At 62.6% G+C, this 16,081-nt stretch carries 16 protein-coding genes; 4 read left to right on the forward strand and 12 right to left on the reverse strand.

Annotated elements, in window-relative coordinates:
- Positions 1 to 73 precede the first annotated feature (73 nt).
- The 6 genes from ccoP to RSO67_RS15655 form a co-directional block, all read right to left on the reverse strand.
- Positions 74 to 949: a cytochrome-c oxidase, cbb3-type subunit III gene (ccoP, locus tag RSO67_RS15630; protein WP_315839610.1), complete on the reverse strand. Its 876-nt coding sequence runs from the start codon at positions 947 to 949 to the stop codon at positions 74 to 76.
- Positions 950 to 956: 7 nt separating this feature from the next.
- Positions 957 to 1,121, reverse strand: a complete 165-nt coding sequence (locus RSO67_RS15635; RefSeq protein WP_068729582.1) for a cbb3-type cytochrome oxidase subunit 3 — start codon at positions 1,119 to 1,121, stop codon at positions 957 to 959.
- A 12-nt stretch (positions 1,122 to 1,133) separates the two neighbouring features.
- On the reverse strand, positions 1,134 to 1,868 hold the full coding sequence (gene ccoO / locus RSO67_RS15640) for a cytochrome-c oxidase, cbb3-type subunit II (RefSeq protein ID WP_315839614.1): 735 nt from the start codon (positions 1,866 to 1,868) through the stop codon (positions 1,134 to 1,136).
- 9 nt (positions 1,869 to 1,877) lie between these two features.
- Complete coding sequence (gene ccoN, locus RSO67_RS15645; protein WP_315844266.1) at positions 1,878 to 3,509, reverse strand: cytochrome-c oxidase, cbb3-type subunit I; 1,632 nt, start codon at positions 3,507 to 3,509, stop codon at positions 1,878 to 1,880.
- A 134-nt stretch (positions 3,510 to 3,643) separates the two neighbouring features.
- A complete protein-coding gene (locus RSO67_RS15650; protein WP_315839616.1) occupies positions 3,644 to 4,354 on the reverse strand; it encodes a Crp/Fnr family transcriptional regulator in 711 nt (236 codons plus the stop codon).
- Positions 4,355 to 4,457: 103 nt separating this feature from the next.
- The gene (locus RSO67_RS15655; RefSeq protein ID WP_315839617.1) at positions 4,458 to 5,711 is read right to left on the reverse strand and encodes a hypothetical protein; all 1,254 of its coding nucleotides are present in this window, start codon (positions 5,709 to 5,711) and stop codon (positions 4,458 to 4,460) included.
- 176 nt (positions 5,712 to 5,887) lie between these two features.
- Between RSO67_RS15655 and RSO67_RS15660 the strand changes: the two genes are divergently transcribed.
- Genes RSO67_RS15660 through RSO67_RS15675 form a run of 4 tightly spaced genes read left to right on the forward strand, consistent with a single transcriptional unit; the run spans position 5,888 to position 11,338 of the window.
- Positions 5,888 to 7,102, forward strand: a complete 1,215-nt coding sequence (locus RSO67_RS15660; protein ID WP_315839618.1) for an MFS transporter — start codon at positions 5,888 to 5,890, stop codon at positions 7,100 to 7,102.
- Between the two features lie 48 nt (positions 7,103 to 7,150).
- Positions 7,151 to 7,804, forward strand: a complete 654-nt coding sequence (locus tag RSO67_RS15665; RefSeq protein ID WP_315839619.1) for an ABC transporter ATP-binding protein — start codon at positions 7,151 to 7,153, stop codon at positions 7,802 to 7,804.
- Positions 7,801 to 10,263, forward strand: coding sequence for an ABC transporter permease (locus RSO67_RS15670; protein WP_315839620.1), 2,463 nt, complete (start codon positions 7,801 to 7,803; stop codon positions 10,261 to 10,263). The genes RSO67_RS15665 and RSO67_RS15670 overlap by 4 nt, the downstream gene beginning before the upstream one ends.
- A complete protein-coding gene (locus tag RSO67_RS15675) occupies positions 10,253 to 11,338 on the forward strand; it encodes a lipocalin-like domain-containing protein (protein WP_315839621.1) in 1,086 nt (361 codons plus the stop codon). Before RSO67_RS15670 ends, RSO67_RS15675 begins: the two co-directional genes overlap by 11 nt.
- A gap of 158 nt (positions 11,339 to 11,496) precedes the next feature.
- Here RSO67_RS15675 and RSO67_RS15680 read toward each other — a convergent pair whose 3' ends face one another.
- The 6 genes from RSO67_RS15680 to RSO67_RS15705 form a co-directional block, all read right to left on the reverse strand.
- Complete coding sequence (locus tag RSO67_RS15680) at positions 11,497 to 12,690, reverse strand: ABC transporter substrate-binding protein (RefSeq protein WP_315839622.1); 1,194 nt, start codon at positions 12,688 to 12,690, stop codon at positions 11,497 to 11,499.
- Positions 12,691 to 12,837: 147 nt separating this feature from the next.
- Complete coding sequence (locus RSO67_RS15685; protein WP_315839623.1) at positions 12,838 to 13,059, reverse strand: hypothetical protein; 222 nt, start codon at positions 13,057 to 13,059, stop codon at positions 12,838 to 12,840.
- A 61-nt stretch (positions 13,060 to 13,120) separates the two neighbouring features.
- Complete coding sequence (gene htpG / locus RSO67_RS15690) at positions 13,121 to 14,992, reverse strand: molecular chaperone HtpG (protein ID WP_315839624.1); 1,872 nt, start codon at positions 14,990 to 14,992, stop codon at positions 13,121 to 13,123.
- 122 nt (positions 14,993 to 15,114) lie between these two features.
- A complete protein-coding gene (locus RSO67_RS15695) occupies positions 15,115 to 15,411 on the reverse strand; it encodes a DUF3303 family protein (RefSeq protein ID WP_315839625.1) in 297 nt (98 codons plus the stop codon).
- 32 nt (positions 15,412 to 15,443) lie between these two features.
- On the reverse strand, positions 15,444 to 15,620 hold the full coding sequence (locus RSO67_RS15700; protein ID WP_286144438.1) for a hypothetical protein: 177 nt from the start codon (positions 15,618 to 15,620) through the stop codon (positions 15,444 to 15,446).
- A 142-nt stretch (positions 15,621 to 15,762) separates the two neighbouring features.
- Positions 15,763 to 16,077, reverse strand: coding sequence for a hypothetical protein (locus tag RSO67_RS15705; protein WP_315839626.1), 315 nt, complete (start codon positions 16,075 to 16,077; stop codon positions 15,763 to 15,765).
- Positions 16,078 to 16,081: the final 4 nt, after the last annotated feature.

Consider the following 16,081-nt stretch of genomic DNA (forward strand, 5'->3'; position numbering starts at 1 on the left):
CCTAGACTTCGCCGGTGCGATGCAATTGATGTACGTCAAACGCACGCGCGGGATTGGCCGCGCGCGCTATGACTTATTGTCCACCCCCCAGCGAGTGAACATAGACCGTCAGCGCCTTGATGGTCGCTGGATCGAGACGGCCGATCCAGGCCGGCATCACGCCGTTGCGGCCATTGGTGATGGTTTCGACGACGGTCGCCTCATCCGCCCCGTAGAGCCAGATATTGTCGGTCAGGTTCGGCGCACCCATGTCGGGATTTCCCTTGCCGGCGTCGCCGTGACACGAGGCGCAGTTGTCGGCGAACAGCTTCTGGCCGGCATTGGCGTCGTAACCCTTGGCCGTCGGCAATCCCGACAGTGAGCGCACGTAGTTCGCAACCGTCTCGATCTCCGGCTTCTTCAACATGCCGTCGCGGCCGAAGGCCAGCATCGATCCTTCATGCGATTCCGCATGGGCGGAACGCGCGCCGAACTGGATGGTCTTCTCGATCTGCTCCAGTGTGCCGCCCCACAGCCAGTCGTCATCGTTCAGGTTGGGGAAGCCCTTGGCACCGGTCGCACCAGTGCCGTGACACGGCGCGCAATTGTCACCGAACACCACACGGCCTCTGGCGCGCCCCAGTGCCAGCAGCGCCGGATCCTTCTCGATTTCCGCGAGCGGTGCAGCGCCGAGCGCCGCCATCTTGCCTCCGCGGATCTTCTCAAGATTGGCGAGATCGATGGCGACATCCGCGCGTGACGAATAGCCCATGACGCCCGTCGCGTAGCTCTGCACCAGCGGCCAGGACGGATACACGACCCAATAGCCGATCGCCCAAACGATGGTGAGATAGAAAGTCATCACCCACCAGCGCGGCAGCGGCGTGTTGAGCTCCTTGATGCCGTCCCAGGAGTGACCTGTGGTGGTCTTGCCGGTAGCCTTGTCGAATTCGCCTTCGTGATCGCTCATGATCTGATCAATCCTCTCGCAACGGCTGACGCGCAGCCGCGTCAAACATCGCCTTGTTGCGGGGCCACAAGGCGTAGGTCAGAATTGCGATGAAGATTCCGACGAAGACCGGCGTCCAGAATGTGAGGACGAGGTTCGACGCGAAGTTCTCGACGGTCAGGATTGCGCGCATGCTTCCATCTCCTCAGCGGAGGTTTGCTTTTTCGTTGTAGAGTTTGAAATCGACCAGCGTGCCCAGCATCTGCAGATAGGCGACCAGTGCATCCATCTCGGTGGGCAGACCCGGCTTGCCGTCGAAGTTACGTGCGACCGATTTCGGATAGCGCTTGAGCAGCGCGTCGGTATCGCCATTGTCGGGATCGGCCTGGGTCTTCAGGTCCGCCACCGCATGGGCGATCTGGTCGTCGCTGTAGGGCACACCCACAGCGCGGTTGGTGCGCAGATGATCGGCGACGTTCTCGGTGTTCACAAACGTCTCCGCCAGGAACTTGTAGGACGGCATCACCGATTGCGGCACGATGGCGCGCGGATTGCTCAGATGCGTGACGTGCCATTCGTCGGAATACTTGGCGCCGACACGGGCAAGATCAGGCCCGGTGCGCTTCGAACCCCACTGGAACGGATGGTCATACATGCTCTCCGCCGCGAGCGAATAGTGCCCGTAGCGCTCGACCTCGTCGCGCAGCGGCCGCACCATCTGCGAGTGGCAGAGATAGCAGCCCTCGCGGACATAGACGTTGCGCCCCGCGAGTTCGAGCGGCGTGTAAGGCCGCATGCCCTCGACCGTCTCGATGGTGCTCTTGAGATAGAACAACGGCGCGATCTCGACGATGCCACCAATGGCGATGACGAGAATGATACCCACGATCAGGACGATCGAGTTCTTCTCGAAGATTTGGTGCCGGCTCCAGAAAGACATGATTGATCCTCACTCAGCCGGCTGCAGCGTGGCGCCGGGGCTCGATAGCACGCCCTCTTCCGCCTCGCCGACGCGCACGGTCATCCACAAATTCCAGGCCATGATCAGCGCGCCGATCAGGAACAGACCGCCGCCCGCGGCGCGGATGATGTAGAACGGGTGCATCGCCTCGACGCTTTCGATGAAGGAATATTCGAGGAAGCCGAGCGACGTGTAGGCGCGCCACATCAGACCCTGCAGGATGCCCGACACCCACATCGCCGAGATGTAGAGAACGATGCCGAGCGTCGCGATCCAGAAATGCCACTCCACCAGCTTCAGGCTGTAGAGCCCTTTGCGATTCCACAGCCACGGCACCAGGCAATAGAGTGCGCCGAAGGAGACGAAGCCGACCCAGCCCAGCGCGCCGGAATGCACGTGACCGATGGTCCAGTCGGTATAGTGGCTGAGCGAATTGACGACCTTGATGGACATCAGCGGACCTTCGAAGGTCGCCATGCCGTAGAACGCCACCGACACCACCAGCATGCGGAGCACCGGATCGGTGCGCAGCTTGTCCCACGCGCCGGACAGCGTCATCAGGCCGTTGATCATGCCACCCCAGGAGGGCATCCACAGCATGATCGAGAAGGTCATGCCGAGCGTCTGCGTCCAGTCGGGCAGCGCCGAATAGTGCAGGTGATGCGGACCGGCCCAGATATAGAGGAAGATGATCGCCCAGAAATGCACGATCGAGAGCCGATAGGAATAGACCGGCCGCTCCGCGCGTTTCGGGATGAAGTAATACATGATGGCGAGGAAGCCGGCGGTGAGGAAGAAGCCCACCGCATTGTGGCCGTACCACCACTGGAACATGGCATCCTGCACGCCGGCCCAGGCGACATAGGACTTGGAGCCGAAGACCGAGACGGGCAGCGCCGGGTTATTGCCGAGATGCAGCACCGCGATGGTGATGATGAAGGCGAGATAGAACCAGTTGGCGACGAAGATATGCGGCTCCTTGCGCTTCACGAGCGTCATCAGGAACACCAGCAGATAGGTCACCCAGACGATGGTCAGCCAGAGATCGGCATACCATTCCGGTTCGGCATATTCCTTCGATTGCGTGACGCCGAGCAGATAGCCGGTGCCGGCAATGACGATGAAGAAATTATAGCCGAGCACCACGAACCACGGCGCAAGATCGCCGGCGAGACGGGTACGGCAGGTCTTCTGCACCACATAGAACGACGTCGCGATCAGCACGTTGCCGCCGAAGGCGAACACCACCGCCGAGGTATGCAGCGGCCGCAGCCGGCCGAACGAGGTCCAGGGCAGATTGAAGTTCAGATCGGGCCATGCGAGCTGCAAGGCGATCAGCAGGCCCACGGTGAAGCCGGCAATGCCCCAGAACACGGAGGCCACCGCGGCGAACTTGATCGGCCCGAAATTGTAATTCGGCCGCCCGTCGATTTCCTGCGGCGGCAATGCGCCACGCTCGAAGTAACGGTTGAGGATGACGAATATGGCAGCCAGGCTGGCGAAGCCGGCCAGCGTCATGTGGAAGGCGTAGGCCGTATCTTCCGCTTTTGCCGCTGCGATGATGGAAAGAAATACGGTGGCTGCGAGGATCACGGTCAGACCGGCCTCGCCAATCGTCATCCACTTCACGCTGTCAGTCTGGTTCGTCATGATGATTCTTTCCCGAGCACGCACCCATCAATCACGGCGCTGCGCTCAGTGAATTGATTGAAATCAAAGTTCGGGGGAAGCTCGCTTGCTGGCTGCGCGCGTCGTCAGGCCAGAGCGGGAGCCGCGACGGATTCGGTATCCAGCAGCCGGATGCGGCCCGGGAGAATCTCGATCGTGCCGCGGCGTTCGAGCTTGGCCAGCGTGCGGCACACGGTCTCGACGGTGAGGCCGAGATGGTCGGCGATATCGCGTCGGCTCATCGGCACCGGCAGCGGATCGACATCGCGGCCGAGCCGTACCAGCCGGTCGCGCCAGTACGTCAGGAACACGATAAGCTTCTCTTCCGCTGCACGGCGGCCCAGTGAGAACATCTTGTCATGTGCGTCGGCGATCTCGGCCGCCATCAGCGCGACGATCTCGTTCAGCACATAGGGCCGGTGACTGGCGAATTGCGAGAATTTCTCGCGCGGGATTTCCCAGACCAGTGCTGGCCCGATGGCAGCGGCGGACACGTCATGACGCCCCTGCGTGGCGATCTCGAGGATATCACCGGGCAGCGCGAAACCGGTGATCTGGCGGCGATTATCGAGTTCGGTCCGGTAAAGACAGACCACGCCTTCGACCACGCTGAAGCACTTGCCGGCCGGTGCGCCCTGCGTGAACAGGACATCCTGCGAGGTGTAGGGCACCCGCTCGCCCAAGGCCATCAACTGGCGCAGATCGGCCGCGCCAAGGTGAGACAGGAAGCCGCCCGGCTGTGTGGCCGCATTCGCACAAGGCGCCGCGAACGACGATGCAGCCATCAGCTTTGTCATGCGCTTCCCGGTTTCTTTGGCCTCGCAGGGGTGCGGGGCACCTTGGGATAGCCGGATCCGCGCGGCCCACATTGATACACATCAATCCGTGCGGCCCTCGAAGTCAGAACGCCTCGCTTTCGATCGTCGCAACCGTTCTGGCGTCAAGCAGATGCTGGCCCCAGCCGCGTTTCGCCAGCACATGCGACAGCCCCGGCGATACCAGCAGCAACACCGCGGTCATGACCAACGGCACGGCGCTGAGCCAATCCATGCGCACCGGCGTGAGTTCTTCCGTACTGCCGACATAGTCGCCGCCTCGGCACCAGATATCGCGGCAGATGCGCAGCAGGCCGCGCCTGCTGCCGCCGCGTTGCGCACTACCGAGCAGTACCTGTATGGCCTGATGCGTGACCACGCCCTCGCGCGTTGCCGGTGCGACCTCTGGCGTCTCGCCCAGCGAGATACGCAGCAATAGATCGACCAGGTCGATGCCGGCGAGCCAGGCGGCCATCGGCTCCACCAGCCGCGGATTGCAGTCGATATAGAATGGCCCGCTGTCATCGTCCGGCATGATGAAGTCGATCGACAGCGCGCCGTGCCAGGCGAGATGCCTACCAATGGCCGCGAGATCGTCACGCACGCGGTCGCGTCGCACGCCGCGCTTGATGGCATCGCCGCCGCCGGCGCCCTCCATGATCTGCCGAGTGGCGTGAAAGCCGACCAACTCACCGCGGCAGAACACGCCCTGCGCCTTCTCGGTCGCGCCCGCGACCCGGGCCTGCACAAGCACCTCGCCGGCAAAGCCGTTGCCGGCCTCAAGCTCTCTCATTGCCAGCGCGAGGTCGGCGTCGTCACGCACCACCCAGACGCCGCGGCTGGCGGTGCCGATCGTCGTCTTGATGACGCAGGGAAAGCGGACCGCGGCGCGCAGCGCATCAGCGCCGGCGACGATCCGCGTCTCGGGCTGCGGCAATCCAAGCTCACTGAGCATGCGGCTGAAACCGGCCTTGCTATGCGCCGCCCGATAGCTCGCGAAGGACGGCAACGCCAGACCGGCCAGCGGTATCAACCGTTCCTGCACTCTGGCGAACAGGAAGCCCTGTTCGTGGATCGGCAGCAGCACGTCGTAGTCACCTGTCGCCAACAGGTTTTCGATGAACCGCAGGAAGCCCAGGGGATTTTCCCGCATTCCCGGGCAGCGATGATATGTCCGGACAAATCGCGAGAACCGCGCCAGCCCGGCACCAGCAGGATCGCAGACATCCACCACATGGCCAGCGAGACCGAGCACGGTGACCGCTTCCCGAGCGGAGGTGCTGGTGCCTTCCGACAGCAGGATGCGCAGCGGCTTAAAATTCGGGCGGCTCGTCGTCATGCTCAATCATGTCGCATTCTCGGGTCACCGTCGCGCGTCCGGAGGCCGCCCTGCACGGGCCGCAACACCTGCATGTCGCGGCGCTCATGGACATTAACCTGCTGCGAACGTAGGCATAGCGCATCTTTTCGAGGCTGCAAAAAAGCGGCCGTCAGCCGCCCTGGGTGGAAACGCATATGGTCGACATTCCGGCCTCGACCTCGCATCTCGCGTCGCGCGATCACATCCCTTCGGCGACGCGGACACTGACGGCGATTTCCACTGCGCATTGGGTCAGTCACTTCCACATCTTCGTACTGCCGATGCTGTTCCCGTTCCTGAAGGACCGGCTCGGCGTTGGCTATATCGAACTTGGCTTCGCGCTGACCACCTTTGCCGTCGTCTCCGGCCTCACGCAGGCGCCGATCGGCTACCTCGTCGACCGCATCGGCGCGCGCAAGATCCTGATCCTCGGCGTCATGCTGGGCGGCTGTGCGCTGATCACGCTCGGCCTGTTGCTGAGCTATCCCGCCCTGATCGTCTGCGCTGCGCTGCTTGGCCTCGCCAACAGCGTCTATCATCCGGCCGACTACGCCATCCTCGCCGCACATATGGACGAGTCGAAGATGGGCCGCGCATTCTCGATCCATACCTTTGCCGGCTTTGTCGGTGGCGCGGTCGCGCCTCCCCTGATGGCGGCACTGCTGGTCGGTATCGGTGGCCAGGGCGCGCTGATCGTCGCGGGCGCCATTGGCGTGGCCATCGCGCTGATGCTCATCGTGGTCGGCATTCCCGATGCTGGCGCCATGGCGGATGGCGATGACGCCAAAAATGCAGAAGCTCCCAAGGTCAGCATGATGACCCCCGCGATCCTGATGCTGACGCTGTTCTTCACGCTGCTGTCGCTGTCGCAGAACGGCATCAACAGCTTTGGCATCGTCGCGCTGATGAACGGCTACGGCACATCGCTGTCATCGGCGAATATCGCGCTCACCGCTTTTCTCGCGGCCAGCGCCGTCGGCGTGCTTGCCGGCGGCTGGCTGGCTGATCGGACCAGACACCACAACCGCGTCGCCGCCGTGTGTTTCACGATCAATGCCGCCATCATCTGTGCCATCGCGGTGTTCACGCTGCCGACGCCGGTGATCGTCGCGGCCATGACCACCGCGGGTTTCCTCGGCGGCGTGCTGACACCGTCGCGCGACATGCTGGTGCGCGAAGCTGCCCCTCCCGGCGCTGCCGGCCGCGCCTTCGGCATCGTCTCCACCGGCTTCAATTTCGGCGGCATCATCAGCCCCATCCTGTTCGGCTGGTTCATGGACCACGCACTGCCGCATTGGGTGTTCGGCGCCTCGGCCTGCTTTATGGCCGCGACAGTGCTGCTGGCGCTGGTATCGGAACGCAAGCGGTAACGCTGGCGCCATCGCGCAGGCGATGTGCTTCTGCTATGCTCGCGCGGCATGCTCACGGTTCGCCATCTCACCAAATCCTATCGTTCAGCCCAGGAACAGGTCGCCGTTCTGCGCGGCGTCGATCTCAGCGTTGCCGCCGGCGAGAGCGTGGCGCTGACCGGCGAATCCGGCAGCGGCAAGAGCACGCTACTGCATCTGATCGCCGGCCTCGATGAAGCCGACAGCGGCGAGATCCAACTCGGCGACATCGTTGTCACTGGCCTCCATGATTCCGCCCGCGCTGCGCTGCGCCGCGACCGGCTCGGCCTCGTGTTCCAGCAGTTCAACCTGATCCCGTCGCTCTCGGTGGCGGACAATCTGGCGTTCCAGTCGCGCATCGCCGGCAAGCACGACGCAGCCTGGCAGCGCGAACTCACCGAGCGCCTCGGCCTCGGCGCGCTGCTCAAACGCTATCCCGAACAGCTCTCCGGCGGCCAGCAGCAGCGCGTCGCCATCGGCCGCGCGCTGGCCTCGAAGCCGCAGCTGCTGCTCGCCGATGAACCCACCGGCAATCTCGACGAAGACACCGCCGACGACGTTCTAAAACTGGCGCGCGATCTCGTAGCACGTACCGGCTGCGGCTTCCTGATGGTAACCCACAGCGAGCGTCTCGCCGCCACGCTGGATCGTCATGTTCATCTCCATGCGGGATTGATCGCGTGAGACGCGCGCTCTGGATCCTTGCGGTGCTGCTCAGCCACTGGCGCCGGCATCCGATGCAGTTCACGACGCTCCTGATCGGCCTGATCGCCGCCACCGCATTGTGGAGCGGCGTACAGGCGCTCAACCAGCAGGCGCGCACCAGCTATGACCGCGCCGCCGCGGCCTTCGGCGGAACGCGCATGCCGATGCTGGTCGCAACCAATGGCGGCGCGTTTTCGCAACAGCTCTTTGTCGATCTCCGCCGCGCCGGCTGGCCGGTCTCGCCTGTTGTCGAAGGCCGCGTGCAAATCGGCGGCCGCTCGGTGCGCCTGCTCGGCATCGAGCCGGTGACCATGCCGGTCGAAGCCAGCGCTGCGACGGAGATCGGCAGGACCGGCGTGCAGGCGTTTCTGACGCCGCCCGGTCAGGCGCTGATTGCGCCGGAAACACTGGCGAGCCTTGGCCTTACTGAGAGTGCGACGCCTGCGCTCAATGACGGAGCCCTGCTGCCGCCGCTGAAACTGCAGCCGCAGCTCGCACCCGGCGTGCTGGTGGTCGATATCGGCATCGCGCAGAAACTGCTGAAGATGCCGGATCAGATTTCGCGCCTGCTGATCGGCAGCGCCAAAAGCCCCCGCGCATCGCTCGGCAGCGTTGCCGGCGATCAGTTGCTGATGGTGCAGCCCGATGCCGAGACAGACCTCGAACGCCTCACCGACAGTTTCCATCTCAATCTCACCGCCTTCGGCCTGCTGTCCTTCTTCGTCGGGCTGTTCATCGTCAATTCCGCCATCGGCCTCGGCTTCGAACAGCGCCTGCCGATGCTGCGCACCTTGCGTGCCTGCGGCGTCTCGGCGCGGCAGCTCAACAGTGTGCTGATCCTCGAACTCGTCAGCCTCGCACTGATCGCCGGCGTTATCGGTCTCGTCTGCGGCTATTTCATCGCCGCATCGCTGCTGACCGATGTTGCGGCCAGCTTGCGCGGGCTCTATGGCGCGCAAATCCCGGGGCAACTCACACTGAAGCCCGAATGGTGGTTCGCCGGTCTCGCGATTTCCATCATCGGCGCGCTGCTGGCCGCGACATCGAGCCTGCTGAAAGCTGTCCGCCTCCCCTTGCTCGCCACCGCACAGCCTTATGCCTGGCAACAGACACAGCGTCGCTGGCTGCGGCTGCAAGGCGCGGGCGCATTGCTCGTATTCATCGCTGCCGGGCTCGCGCTCTGGCTTGGCGACTCACTGATTGCCGGCTTCTTCGTGCTTGCCGCATTGCTGCTCGGCGCAGCGCTCGCATTGCCGGTCATCCTCGGCATCGTCCTTGCCGGCGGCGAACGCAGCACGCGACGGCCACTCGTCACATGGTTCTGGGCCGACAGCCGGCTGCAGCTTTCCGGCCTGTCGCTGGCGTTGATGGCGCTGCTGCTGGCGCTAGCCGTCAATGTCGGCGTCGGCACCATGGTGGAGAGTTTCAGCCGGACCTTTACGGGCTGGCTCGACGGGCGGCTGGCGTCCGAGATCTATCTGAATGCGGCGAGCGAGAAGCAGGCGATCGAGATCAAGACCTGGTTGAAGACGCGCCCCGACGTGCAGGCAGTTCTGCCGGGCAGTCGCACCGACCTGCAGTTCAACGGCGCACCCATCGAGCTTCTCGGCTTCGCCGATCACGCCACCTATCGCGATCAATGGCCGCTGCTGGATTCCACCCGCGATGCATGGGATCGCGTACGCAGCAGCGACGGCGCACTCGTCAGCGAACAACTCTCGCTGCGGATGAAGCTCAAACTCGGCGACCGTCTGGACGTGCCGACGCCGAGCGGCACATGGCCGATGGACGTCGTTGCCGTGTATGCCGATTACGGCAATCCAAAAGGCCAGATCGGCGTGAACATCGATGCACTGGTCAAACATTTCCCTGATATTTCGCAAACCCGCATGGGCCTGCGCGTCGCCCCCGCGGCCGTGCCCGCGCTGATCGATGCCATCCGCGTGCGCTTCGGCCTCGACGGCCGCAACGTCGCCGATCAGACGACGGTGAAAACGGAATCGCTTGCAATCTTCAACCGCACCTTCGCGGTCACTGCAGCTCTCAATGCCTTTACGCTCGGCGTCGCAGGCGTCGCCTTGCTCACCAGCCTGCTCACATTGAGCAATTCGCGCCTGCCCCAACTGGCGCCGCTCTGGGCCATCGGCATCACGCGTCGCCGCCTTGCCGGCATCGAGCTGTTGAAGACGCTGTCGGTCGCCTTGATTACTTCACTGCTGGCGCTGCCGCTCGGCCTGCTGGTGGCATGGTGTCTGATCGCCATCGTCAATGTGAAGGCCTTCGGCTGGCGCCTGCCGTTCCATGTGTTTCCGCTGCAACTGGTCCAGTTGCTGGGCGTTGCCATGTTGGCGTCGCTGCTCGCAGCCTTGCTACCGATTCTGAAACTGCTGCGCATGCAGCCGGCTACACTGGTGAAGGTATTCGCCAATGAGCGCTAGCCTCATCACGCGTCGCAGTTTGATCGGCGGCATCGCACTGTTCGGGCTCGGCGGTTCACGCGCATTCGCCCAGGGTTTCGCCGGCCTCGGCCGCGACGCCGAAGGTTTTGCCAGCGTTGTGCCCGGACGCACTCTCACCTTTCCGGCCGATCACGGCCCGCATCCGGATTATCGCATCGAATGGTGGTACCTCACCGCCAATCTCACGGACGCATCGGGCAATGCCTATGGCGCGCAGTGGACGCTGTTTCGTCAGGCGATGGCGGTGGGCGCGCAAGGCGACGGCTGGGCAACACCGCAGATCTGGATGGGCCATGCGGCGGTGACATCGGCGACTGCGCATCATGCGGCCGAGAATTTTGCCCGCGGCGGCATCGGTCAGGCCGGTGTCACGACAACACCGTTCCGTGCATGGATCGATGCGTGGGAAATGCGCGGGCTTGAGAACTTCGACGACAGGTCGGTTGCGCCGCTCGCTGTGTCGGCAGCGTCAGCGGATTTCAGCTACCGGCTACGGCTCGATGCAAAGCAGCCACTCGTGCTGCAGGGCGAAAATGGTTTCAGCCGCAAATCCGAACGCGGCCAAGCATCGTATTACTACAGCCAGCCCTATTTCACCGCATCGGGCGTGCTGGCCATCGACGGCAAGGAGATCGCCGTCACCGGCCACGCCTGGATGGACAGGGAATATTCGAGCCAGCCGCTGGCTTCCGACCAGACCGGCTGGGACTGGTTCTCGCTACATCTGCCTGACAATGCGAAGCTGATGCTGTTTCGTCTCAGGCAGAAAGATGGCGCACATTATTTTGCCGGCAACTGGATCACCGCGGACGGAAAATCCGAACAGCTTGCCCCAGGCGCCATAGATATGACGCCGACAGTCATGACGGAGATCGCCGGCCGCAGGATCCCGACGTCATGGAAGGTATCGATCGCATCGCGCGGATTGCAGATCGCGACCTCGCCGCTGAATTCCAAGAGCTGGATGACGACGAGCTTCCCGTATTGGGAAGGGCCGGTGAGCTTCACCGGCAGTCACAGCGGTACGGGCTATCTGGAAATGACGGGGTATTGAGGGTCAACGCCCACCAACCACGCCGTCATGCCCGGGCTTGACCCGGGCTTGACCCGGGCATCCATGCCTTTCTTGTATCGAGCTCACCGCTAAGACGTGGATGGCCGGGACAAGCCCGGCCATGACGGAGTTTTTGTCGCAGCTAATAGCGAATGACGTTACTTCGTCAGCGGGCAGCCGCTCTCGGCCGCGGTCGGATAGGCCTTGTCGCCGGGCACCACGGCGAGCTGCTTGTAGTAATCCCACGGCCTCTTTGATTCCGACGGCTTCTTGACCTCGAACAGATAGAGGTCCTTCACCATGCGGCCATTGGCGAGCACTTTGCCGCCCTGAGCGAAGGCGTCATCGACCGGAAGCTCCTTCAGCTTCTTCGCGACGGCTTCGGAATCCTTGGTGCCTGCCGCCTTGACTGCCTTCAGATAGGACAGCGTCGACGAATAGGTGCCGGCCTGGATCATGTTCGGCATGCGCTGGGTGCGCTTGAAGAAGCGATCGGCGAACTCACGCGATTTGTCGTCGCGGTCCCAGTAGAACGATTCGGTCAGCACCAGGCCTTGCGCGGCCTGCAGCCCGAGGCCGTTCACTTCGGCCAACGTCAGCAGGAGGCCGGCGAGCTTCTGACCGCCGGCGACGATGCCGAATTCAGCCGCCTGCTTCACGGCGTTGGTCGTGTCGAGACCGGCATTGGCAAGGCCGATGACCTTCGCCTTAGAAGCCTGAGCCTGCAGCAAGAACGACGAGAAGTCAGACGAGTTCAGCGGATGGCGAACGGCACCAAGCACCTTGCCGCCCTTCGCCTTCACGATGTCGCCGGTGTCTTTCTCCAGCGAATAGCCGAAGGCATAATCCGCGGTGAGAAAGAACCAGGTGTCGCCGCCGGCTTCGGTCAGAGCGCCGCCGGTGCCAACACCCAAAGCACGGGTGTCGAACGACCAGTGAAAGCCATAGGGCGTGCATGCATCGCCGGTGACGCGCGACGAGGCCGCGCCCACCACGATGTCGATCTTCTTCTCTTGATTGGATAGTTCCTGAACCGCGAGCGCCACTGACGAGGTGGTCAATTCAGTGATCATGTCGACGCCTTCGACATCGTACCAGCGCCGCGCGATTGAGACGGCCAGATCGGGCTTGTTCTGGTGGTCGGCGGTGACCATTTCGATCTTTTTGCCGAGCACTTCGCCGCCGAAATCCTCGATCGCCATTTTGGCGGCTTCGACCGAATACTTGCCGCCGTAATCGGCATAGACACCGGACTGGTCGTTGAGAATGCCGATCTTGACGCCTTGCGCCGAGGCCGGCGCGGCCAGCAAAAGACCGCACAGCGCAGCCGTCGACAACAGTCCGAATTTCATCAGTGCCTCCCAGGTTTTAATTTGGGGGCACGCTATTTTAGAAGCGGATGTCGAACCAGATAATCTTTCGGCCTAGACAGAATTTGCAGATCAGCTTTGCGTCATCGCGGAGCGCAGTCGTCACGCCATTTGGTGCAACGCACTCGTCTAATGCTGCTTCTTCAGTGCCGCGTCGATACAAGCCAGTTCCCGCTCGATTTCAGCGACCATCGAAACCGGATCGGCGTCGGAAATGAGATGCATTTTCTCGTAAGTGCCGTCCTGGATGCTTCTCAGGATGGCCATGCGGTCGGTCTTGTAACCTCTCAAACGTTCGAAATCGCCGCGCTCGGCATATTTCGCAATGAGTTTTTCGAAGACGGTGCTCATGCTGGAATTCCTTGGCATCAAAAGCGCGGGGCCAATGCCCCGCGCCGTGAATGGTCGGCGATCACAAACCGCGCAGCACCAACCGGTTGAGACGGCTGGCAAACGCGGCAGGATCTTCCGGCAATTCGCCGTCGAGAATCTGCGCCTGCTCCAGCAACAGGAACGCGATGTCCGACGCCTCGCCGCCCGCCGCCTTGTCAGCACCGGCGATCTTCGCCACCAGCGGATGGCGCAGATTGATCTCGAGGATCGGCTTGGTGACAGAGCCTCGGTTCTGCATCGCCAGCATGCGCTCAAGCTCGCGGTCCGGGCCGGCACCGCCGGCAACCAGACACGACGCCGATGTGGTCAGGCGCGTCGAGACTTTCACGTCGGAGACGCGCTCGCCGAGTGCATCCTTGATCACGGCAATGGTCGCGGCTTCGTCGGTCTCGGTCTTCGGCTCGTCCTTGGTCGCCTCGTCGTCGATGCGCGGAATCAGATCGAGATTGACCTCACCCTGGCTCAGCGACTTCAGCGGCTTGCCATCGAAATCGAGCGGCGCCGAGCTCCAGAATGCGTCGACCGCGTCGGTCAGCAGCAGCACCTCAATGCCGCGCGACTTGGCGGCCTCCAGCTTCGGATTCGACTTCAGGCGGTCGAGGCTGTCGCCGGCGAGATAATAGATCTCGGTCTGGTTCGGCTTCAGGTCCGCGACATAGTCCTTCAGCGAGCGCTTCTCGCCCGAGGTCGTGGTGAAGCGCGACAGCGCCAGTAGCTTCTCGCGGCGCTCGAAGTCCTCATAGATGCCTTCCTTGATCACCGGACCGAAGGCGTCCCAGATCTTGGCGAAGGTCTCGGCATCCTTCTCGCTCAGGCTTTCGAGTTCGCCGATGACGCGGGTGGCAACGGCTTTGCGGATTTGCGTCAGCTGCGGATTGTTCTGCAGCATCTCGCGCGAGAGGTTCAGCGGCAGATCCTCGGCATCGATGACGCCGCGGATGAAACGCAGATAGGACGGCAACAGGTCCGCATCGTCGGTGATGAACACACGACGCACATAGAGCTTCACATGGCCCTTGCGGTTCGGTTCAAAGAGATCGAACGGCTTCTGCGACGGCGCGAACAACAGCACCGCATAGGAATAACGGCCCTCGGCACGGTAATGCAGCGTCATCGCTGGTTCGTCATAGGCATGCGCGATGGACTTATAGGCCGCGCTGTAATCTTCCGGCTTCAGCTCGGACTTGGAGCGCTGCCATAGCGCGCTGGCCGAATTGATCTGGCGCGGCTCGGCATCGCCGTCCTTGAGCATGATCGGAAATTGGATGTTGTCCGAATAGGCGCTGACGATGCGCTCGATTTCGTAAGTTTCGAGATACTTCTTCGCGTCATCTTTCAGATGCAGCACGATGGACGTGCCGGTCGGCACGCTCATGCCGTCACTGACCTGGGCGATCTCGAAACCGGCGCCGCCGGTCGAGGTCCAGGTGAAGGCATCATGGGTGCCGGCCCGGTGGCTGGTGACGATGATCTTCTCCGCCACCATGAAAGCTGCATAGAAGCCGACGCCGAACTGGCCGATCAGGTTCGAGCCGTCCTTGGCCTCGGTCAGCCGCGACAGGAATGACTTGGTACCGGATTTCGCAATGGTGCCGAGATTGTCGATCAGTTCCTGGCGATCCATGCCGATGCCGGTATCGACGATCGTCAACGTATTGGCTGATTTGTCCGGAATGATGGTGATGTTGGGCGACTGGCCGTCGGGGATCAGCTGGGGATTGGCGATCGCCTCATAGCGCAGCTTGTCGCAAGCGTCGGACGCGTTGGAAATCAGCTCGCGCAGGAAGATGTCGGTCTCGGAATAGACCGAGTGAACCATCAGGTTCAGCAATTCGGCGACTTCGGCCTGGAACGGCTGGGAAACGGGTGCAGCGGTGTCAGTGGTCGTCATGAAAGTGCCCGATACTGGTAAAAGAGAGATGACGCATATAGCGACGCGGATTTGCCGAGTCCATGGTGCAAACTAATGGATTCCGCGTGAAAATACCTCACCGGGAACTGTAGTTGCTGCCGTTACTTTGAGGTTGCGACTTGCGCGGCCAGCAGCCTGGTCGTGGCGTCGAGATCTACCAGCGGATAGACTTCGAACTGCGCCGGAATGATGTCGGCCCATTCGTTCAGGATGCGATGCAGCACTTCATTGCCGTCGACCTTGAACACCGCGACCACGCCGCGGCCGACGCGCGGATAGATGTGCTGGCAGACACCTGAAGCCTGATAGGCCGCCATCCACGGCCAGAAGCTCTGCCGGGTTGCCGCCATGTCCGACGGACGATCCGCGCGCGGATTCGAGATCACCAGAAACAGCATCGCGGATTTTCTCTTCTCTGAAGCAGAATGCCTCAGCCCTGTAGGGCGCCCGCATAGGCGCTTTCCAGCATGGCCAGGCATTCGCGCGCACGCGCCTGCGCGATGTCGTTGGCGGTCTGGGAGATTTCGCGGAGATCGCGGATCGCCAGATCGACGGCGCTCAGCAGATCGATTTCACACTCATCGGCCTGGGGGGCCGCTACACGCATGGGGAAAGGGATAACTACGCTCACTGGCACGCCCGCTCTTCACGATTGCAACGTTCGAATCACTCGCGACTCATTTGGCCTGCGAATGGTTAAGCCAATCGGTAGGAAGCAACGGATCTGACGTAAAACTGTCGTGCCGCCGTCAATCCTGCCAGCTCACCGGCGGGATCAGACCGACGGACGGGTCATCGCCAGGGTCATCCGACGGCTGGATCGTGGGCGCTTCGTCCTGTTCGGGCGTCGCGTCGATAATCAAGGCCGGCGACGGAAGCTGTGGAACGGCCATGCTCTGCTGCCCGCGCCGATAGGACTCGAATTCGAGCTGTTTGGCGAAATGCCGGAAAAGGTCAGCCGCGTATTTGCGCTGCTCCGGGCTGGAAGCCGAGGCAATCTGAAAGATCAATTCGTCGGATAGCTCCGACGTGGTCGCACCGGTGAGGTCTTCGAGAACGCTCATTACA

This window comes from Tardiphaga sp. 709, assembly GCF_032401055.1.
GTDB lineage: Bacteria > Pseudomonadota > Alphaproteobacteria > Rhizobiales > Xanthobacteraceae > Tardiphaga.

Bases quoted from the DNA above. Each gene is read 5' to 3' on its own strand.
- ccoO (WP_315839614.1), bottom strand. From the start codon at position 1,868: ATGTCTTTCTGGAGCCGGCACCAAATCTTCGAGAAGAACTCGATCGTC.
- RSO67_RS15650 (WP_315839616.1), bottom strand. From the start codon at position 4,354: ATGACAAAGCTGATGGCTGCATCGTCGTTCGCGGCGCCTTGTGCGAAT.
- RSO67_RS15700 (WP_286144438.1), bottom strand. From the start codon at position 15,620: ATGCGTGTAGCGGCCCCCCAGGCCGATGAGTGTGAAATCGATCTGCTG.
- RSO67_RS15655 (WP_315839617.1), bottom strand. From the start codon at position 5,711: ATGACGACGAGCCGCCCGAATTTTAAGCCGCTGCGCATCCTGCTGTCG.
- RSO67_RS15660 (WP_315839618.1), top strand. From the start codon at position 5,888: ATGGTCGACATTCCGGCCTCGACCTCGCATCTCGCGTCGCGCGATCAC.
- RSO67_RS15695 (WP_315839625.1), bottom strand. From the start codon at position 15,411: ATGCTGTTTCTGGTGATCTCGAATCCGCGCGCGGATCGTCCGTCGGAC.
- RSO67_RS15665 (WP_315839619.1), top strand. From the start codon at position 7,151: ATGCTCACGGTTCGCCATCTCACCAAATCCTATCGTTCAGCCCAGGAA.
- htpG (WP_315839624.1), bottom strand. From the start codon at position 14,992: ATGACGACCACTGACACCGCTGCACCCGTTTCCCAGCCGTTCCAGGCC.
- RSO67_RS15680 (WP_315839622.1), bottom strand. From the start codon at position 12,690: ATGAAATTCGGACTGTTGTCGACGGCTGCGCTGTGCGGTCTTTTGCTG.
- ccoP (WP_315839610.1), bottom strand. From the start codon at position 949: ATGAGCGATCACGAAGGCGAATTCGACAAGGCTACCGGCAAGACCACC.
- ccoN (WP_315844266.1), bottom strand. From the start codon at position 3,509: ATGACGATTGGCGAGGCCGGTCTGACCGTGATCCTCGCAGCCACCGTA.
- RSO67_RS15685 (WP_315839623.1), bottom strand. From the start codon at position 13,059: ATGAGCACCGTCTTCGAAAAACTCATTGCGAAATATGCCGAGCGCGGC.
- RSO67_RS15635 (WP_068729582.1), bottom strand. From the start codon at position 1,121: ATGCGCGCAATCCTGACCGTCGAGAACTTCGCGTCGAACCTCGTCCTC.
- RSO67_RS15705 (WP_315839626.1), bottom strand. From the start codon at position 16,077: ATGAGCGTTCTCGAAGACCTCACCGGTGCGACCACGTCGGAGCTATCC.
- RSO67_RS15675 (WP_315839621.1), top strand. From the start codon at position 10,253: ATGAGCGCTAGCCTCATCACGCGTCGCAGTTTGATCGGCGGCATCGCA.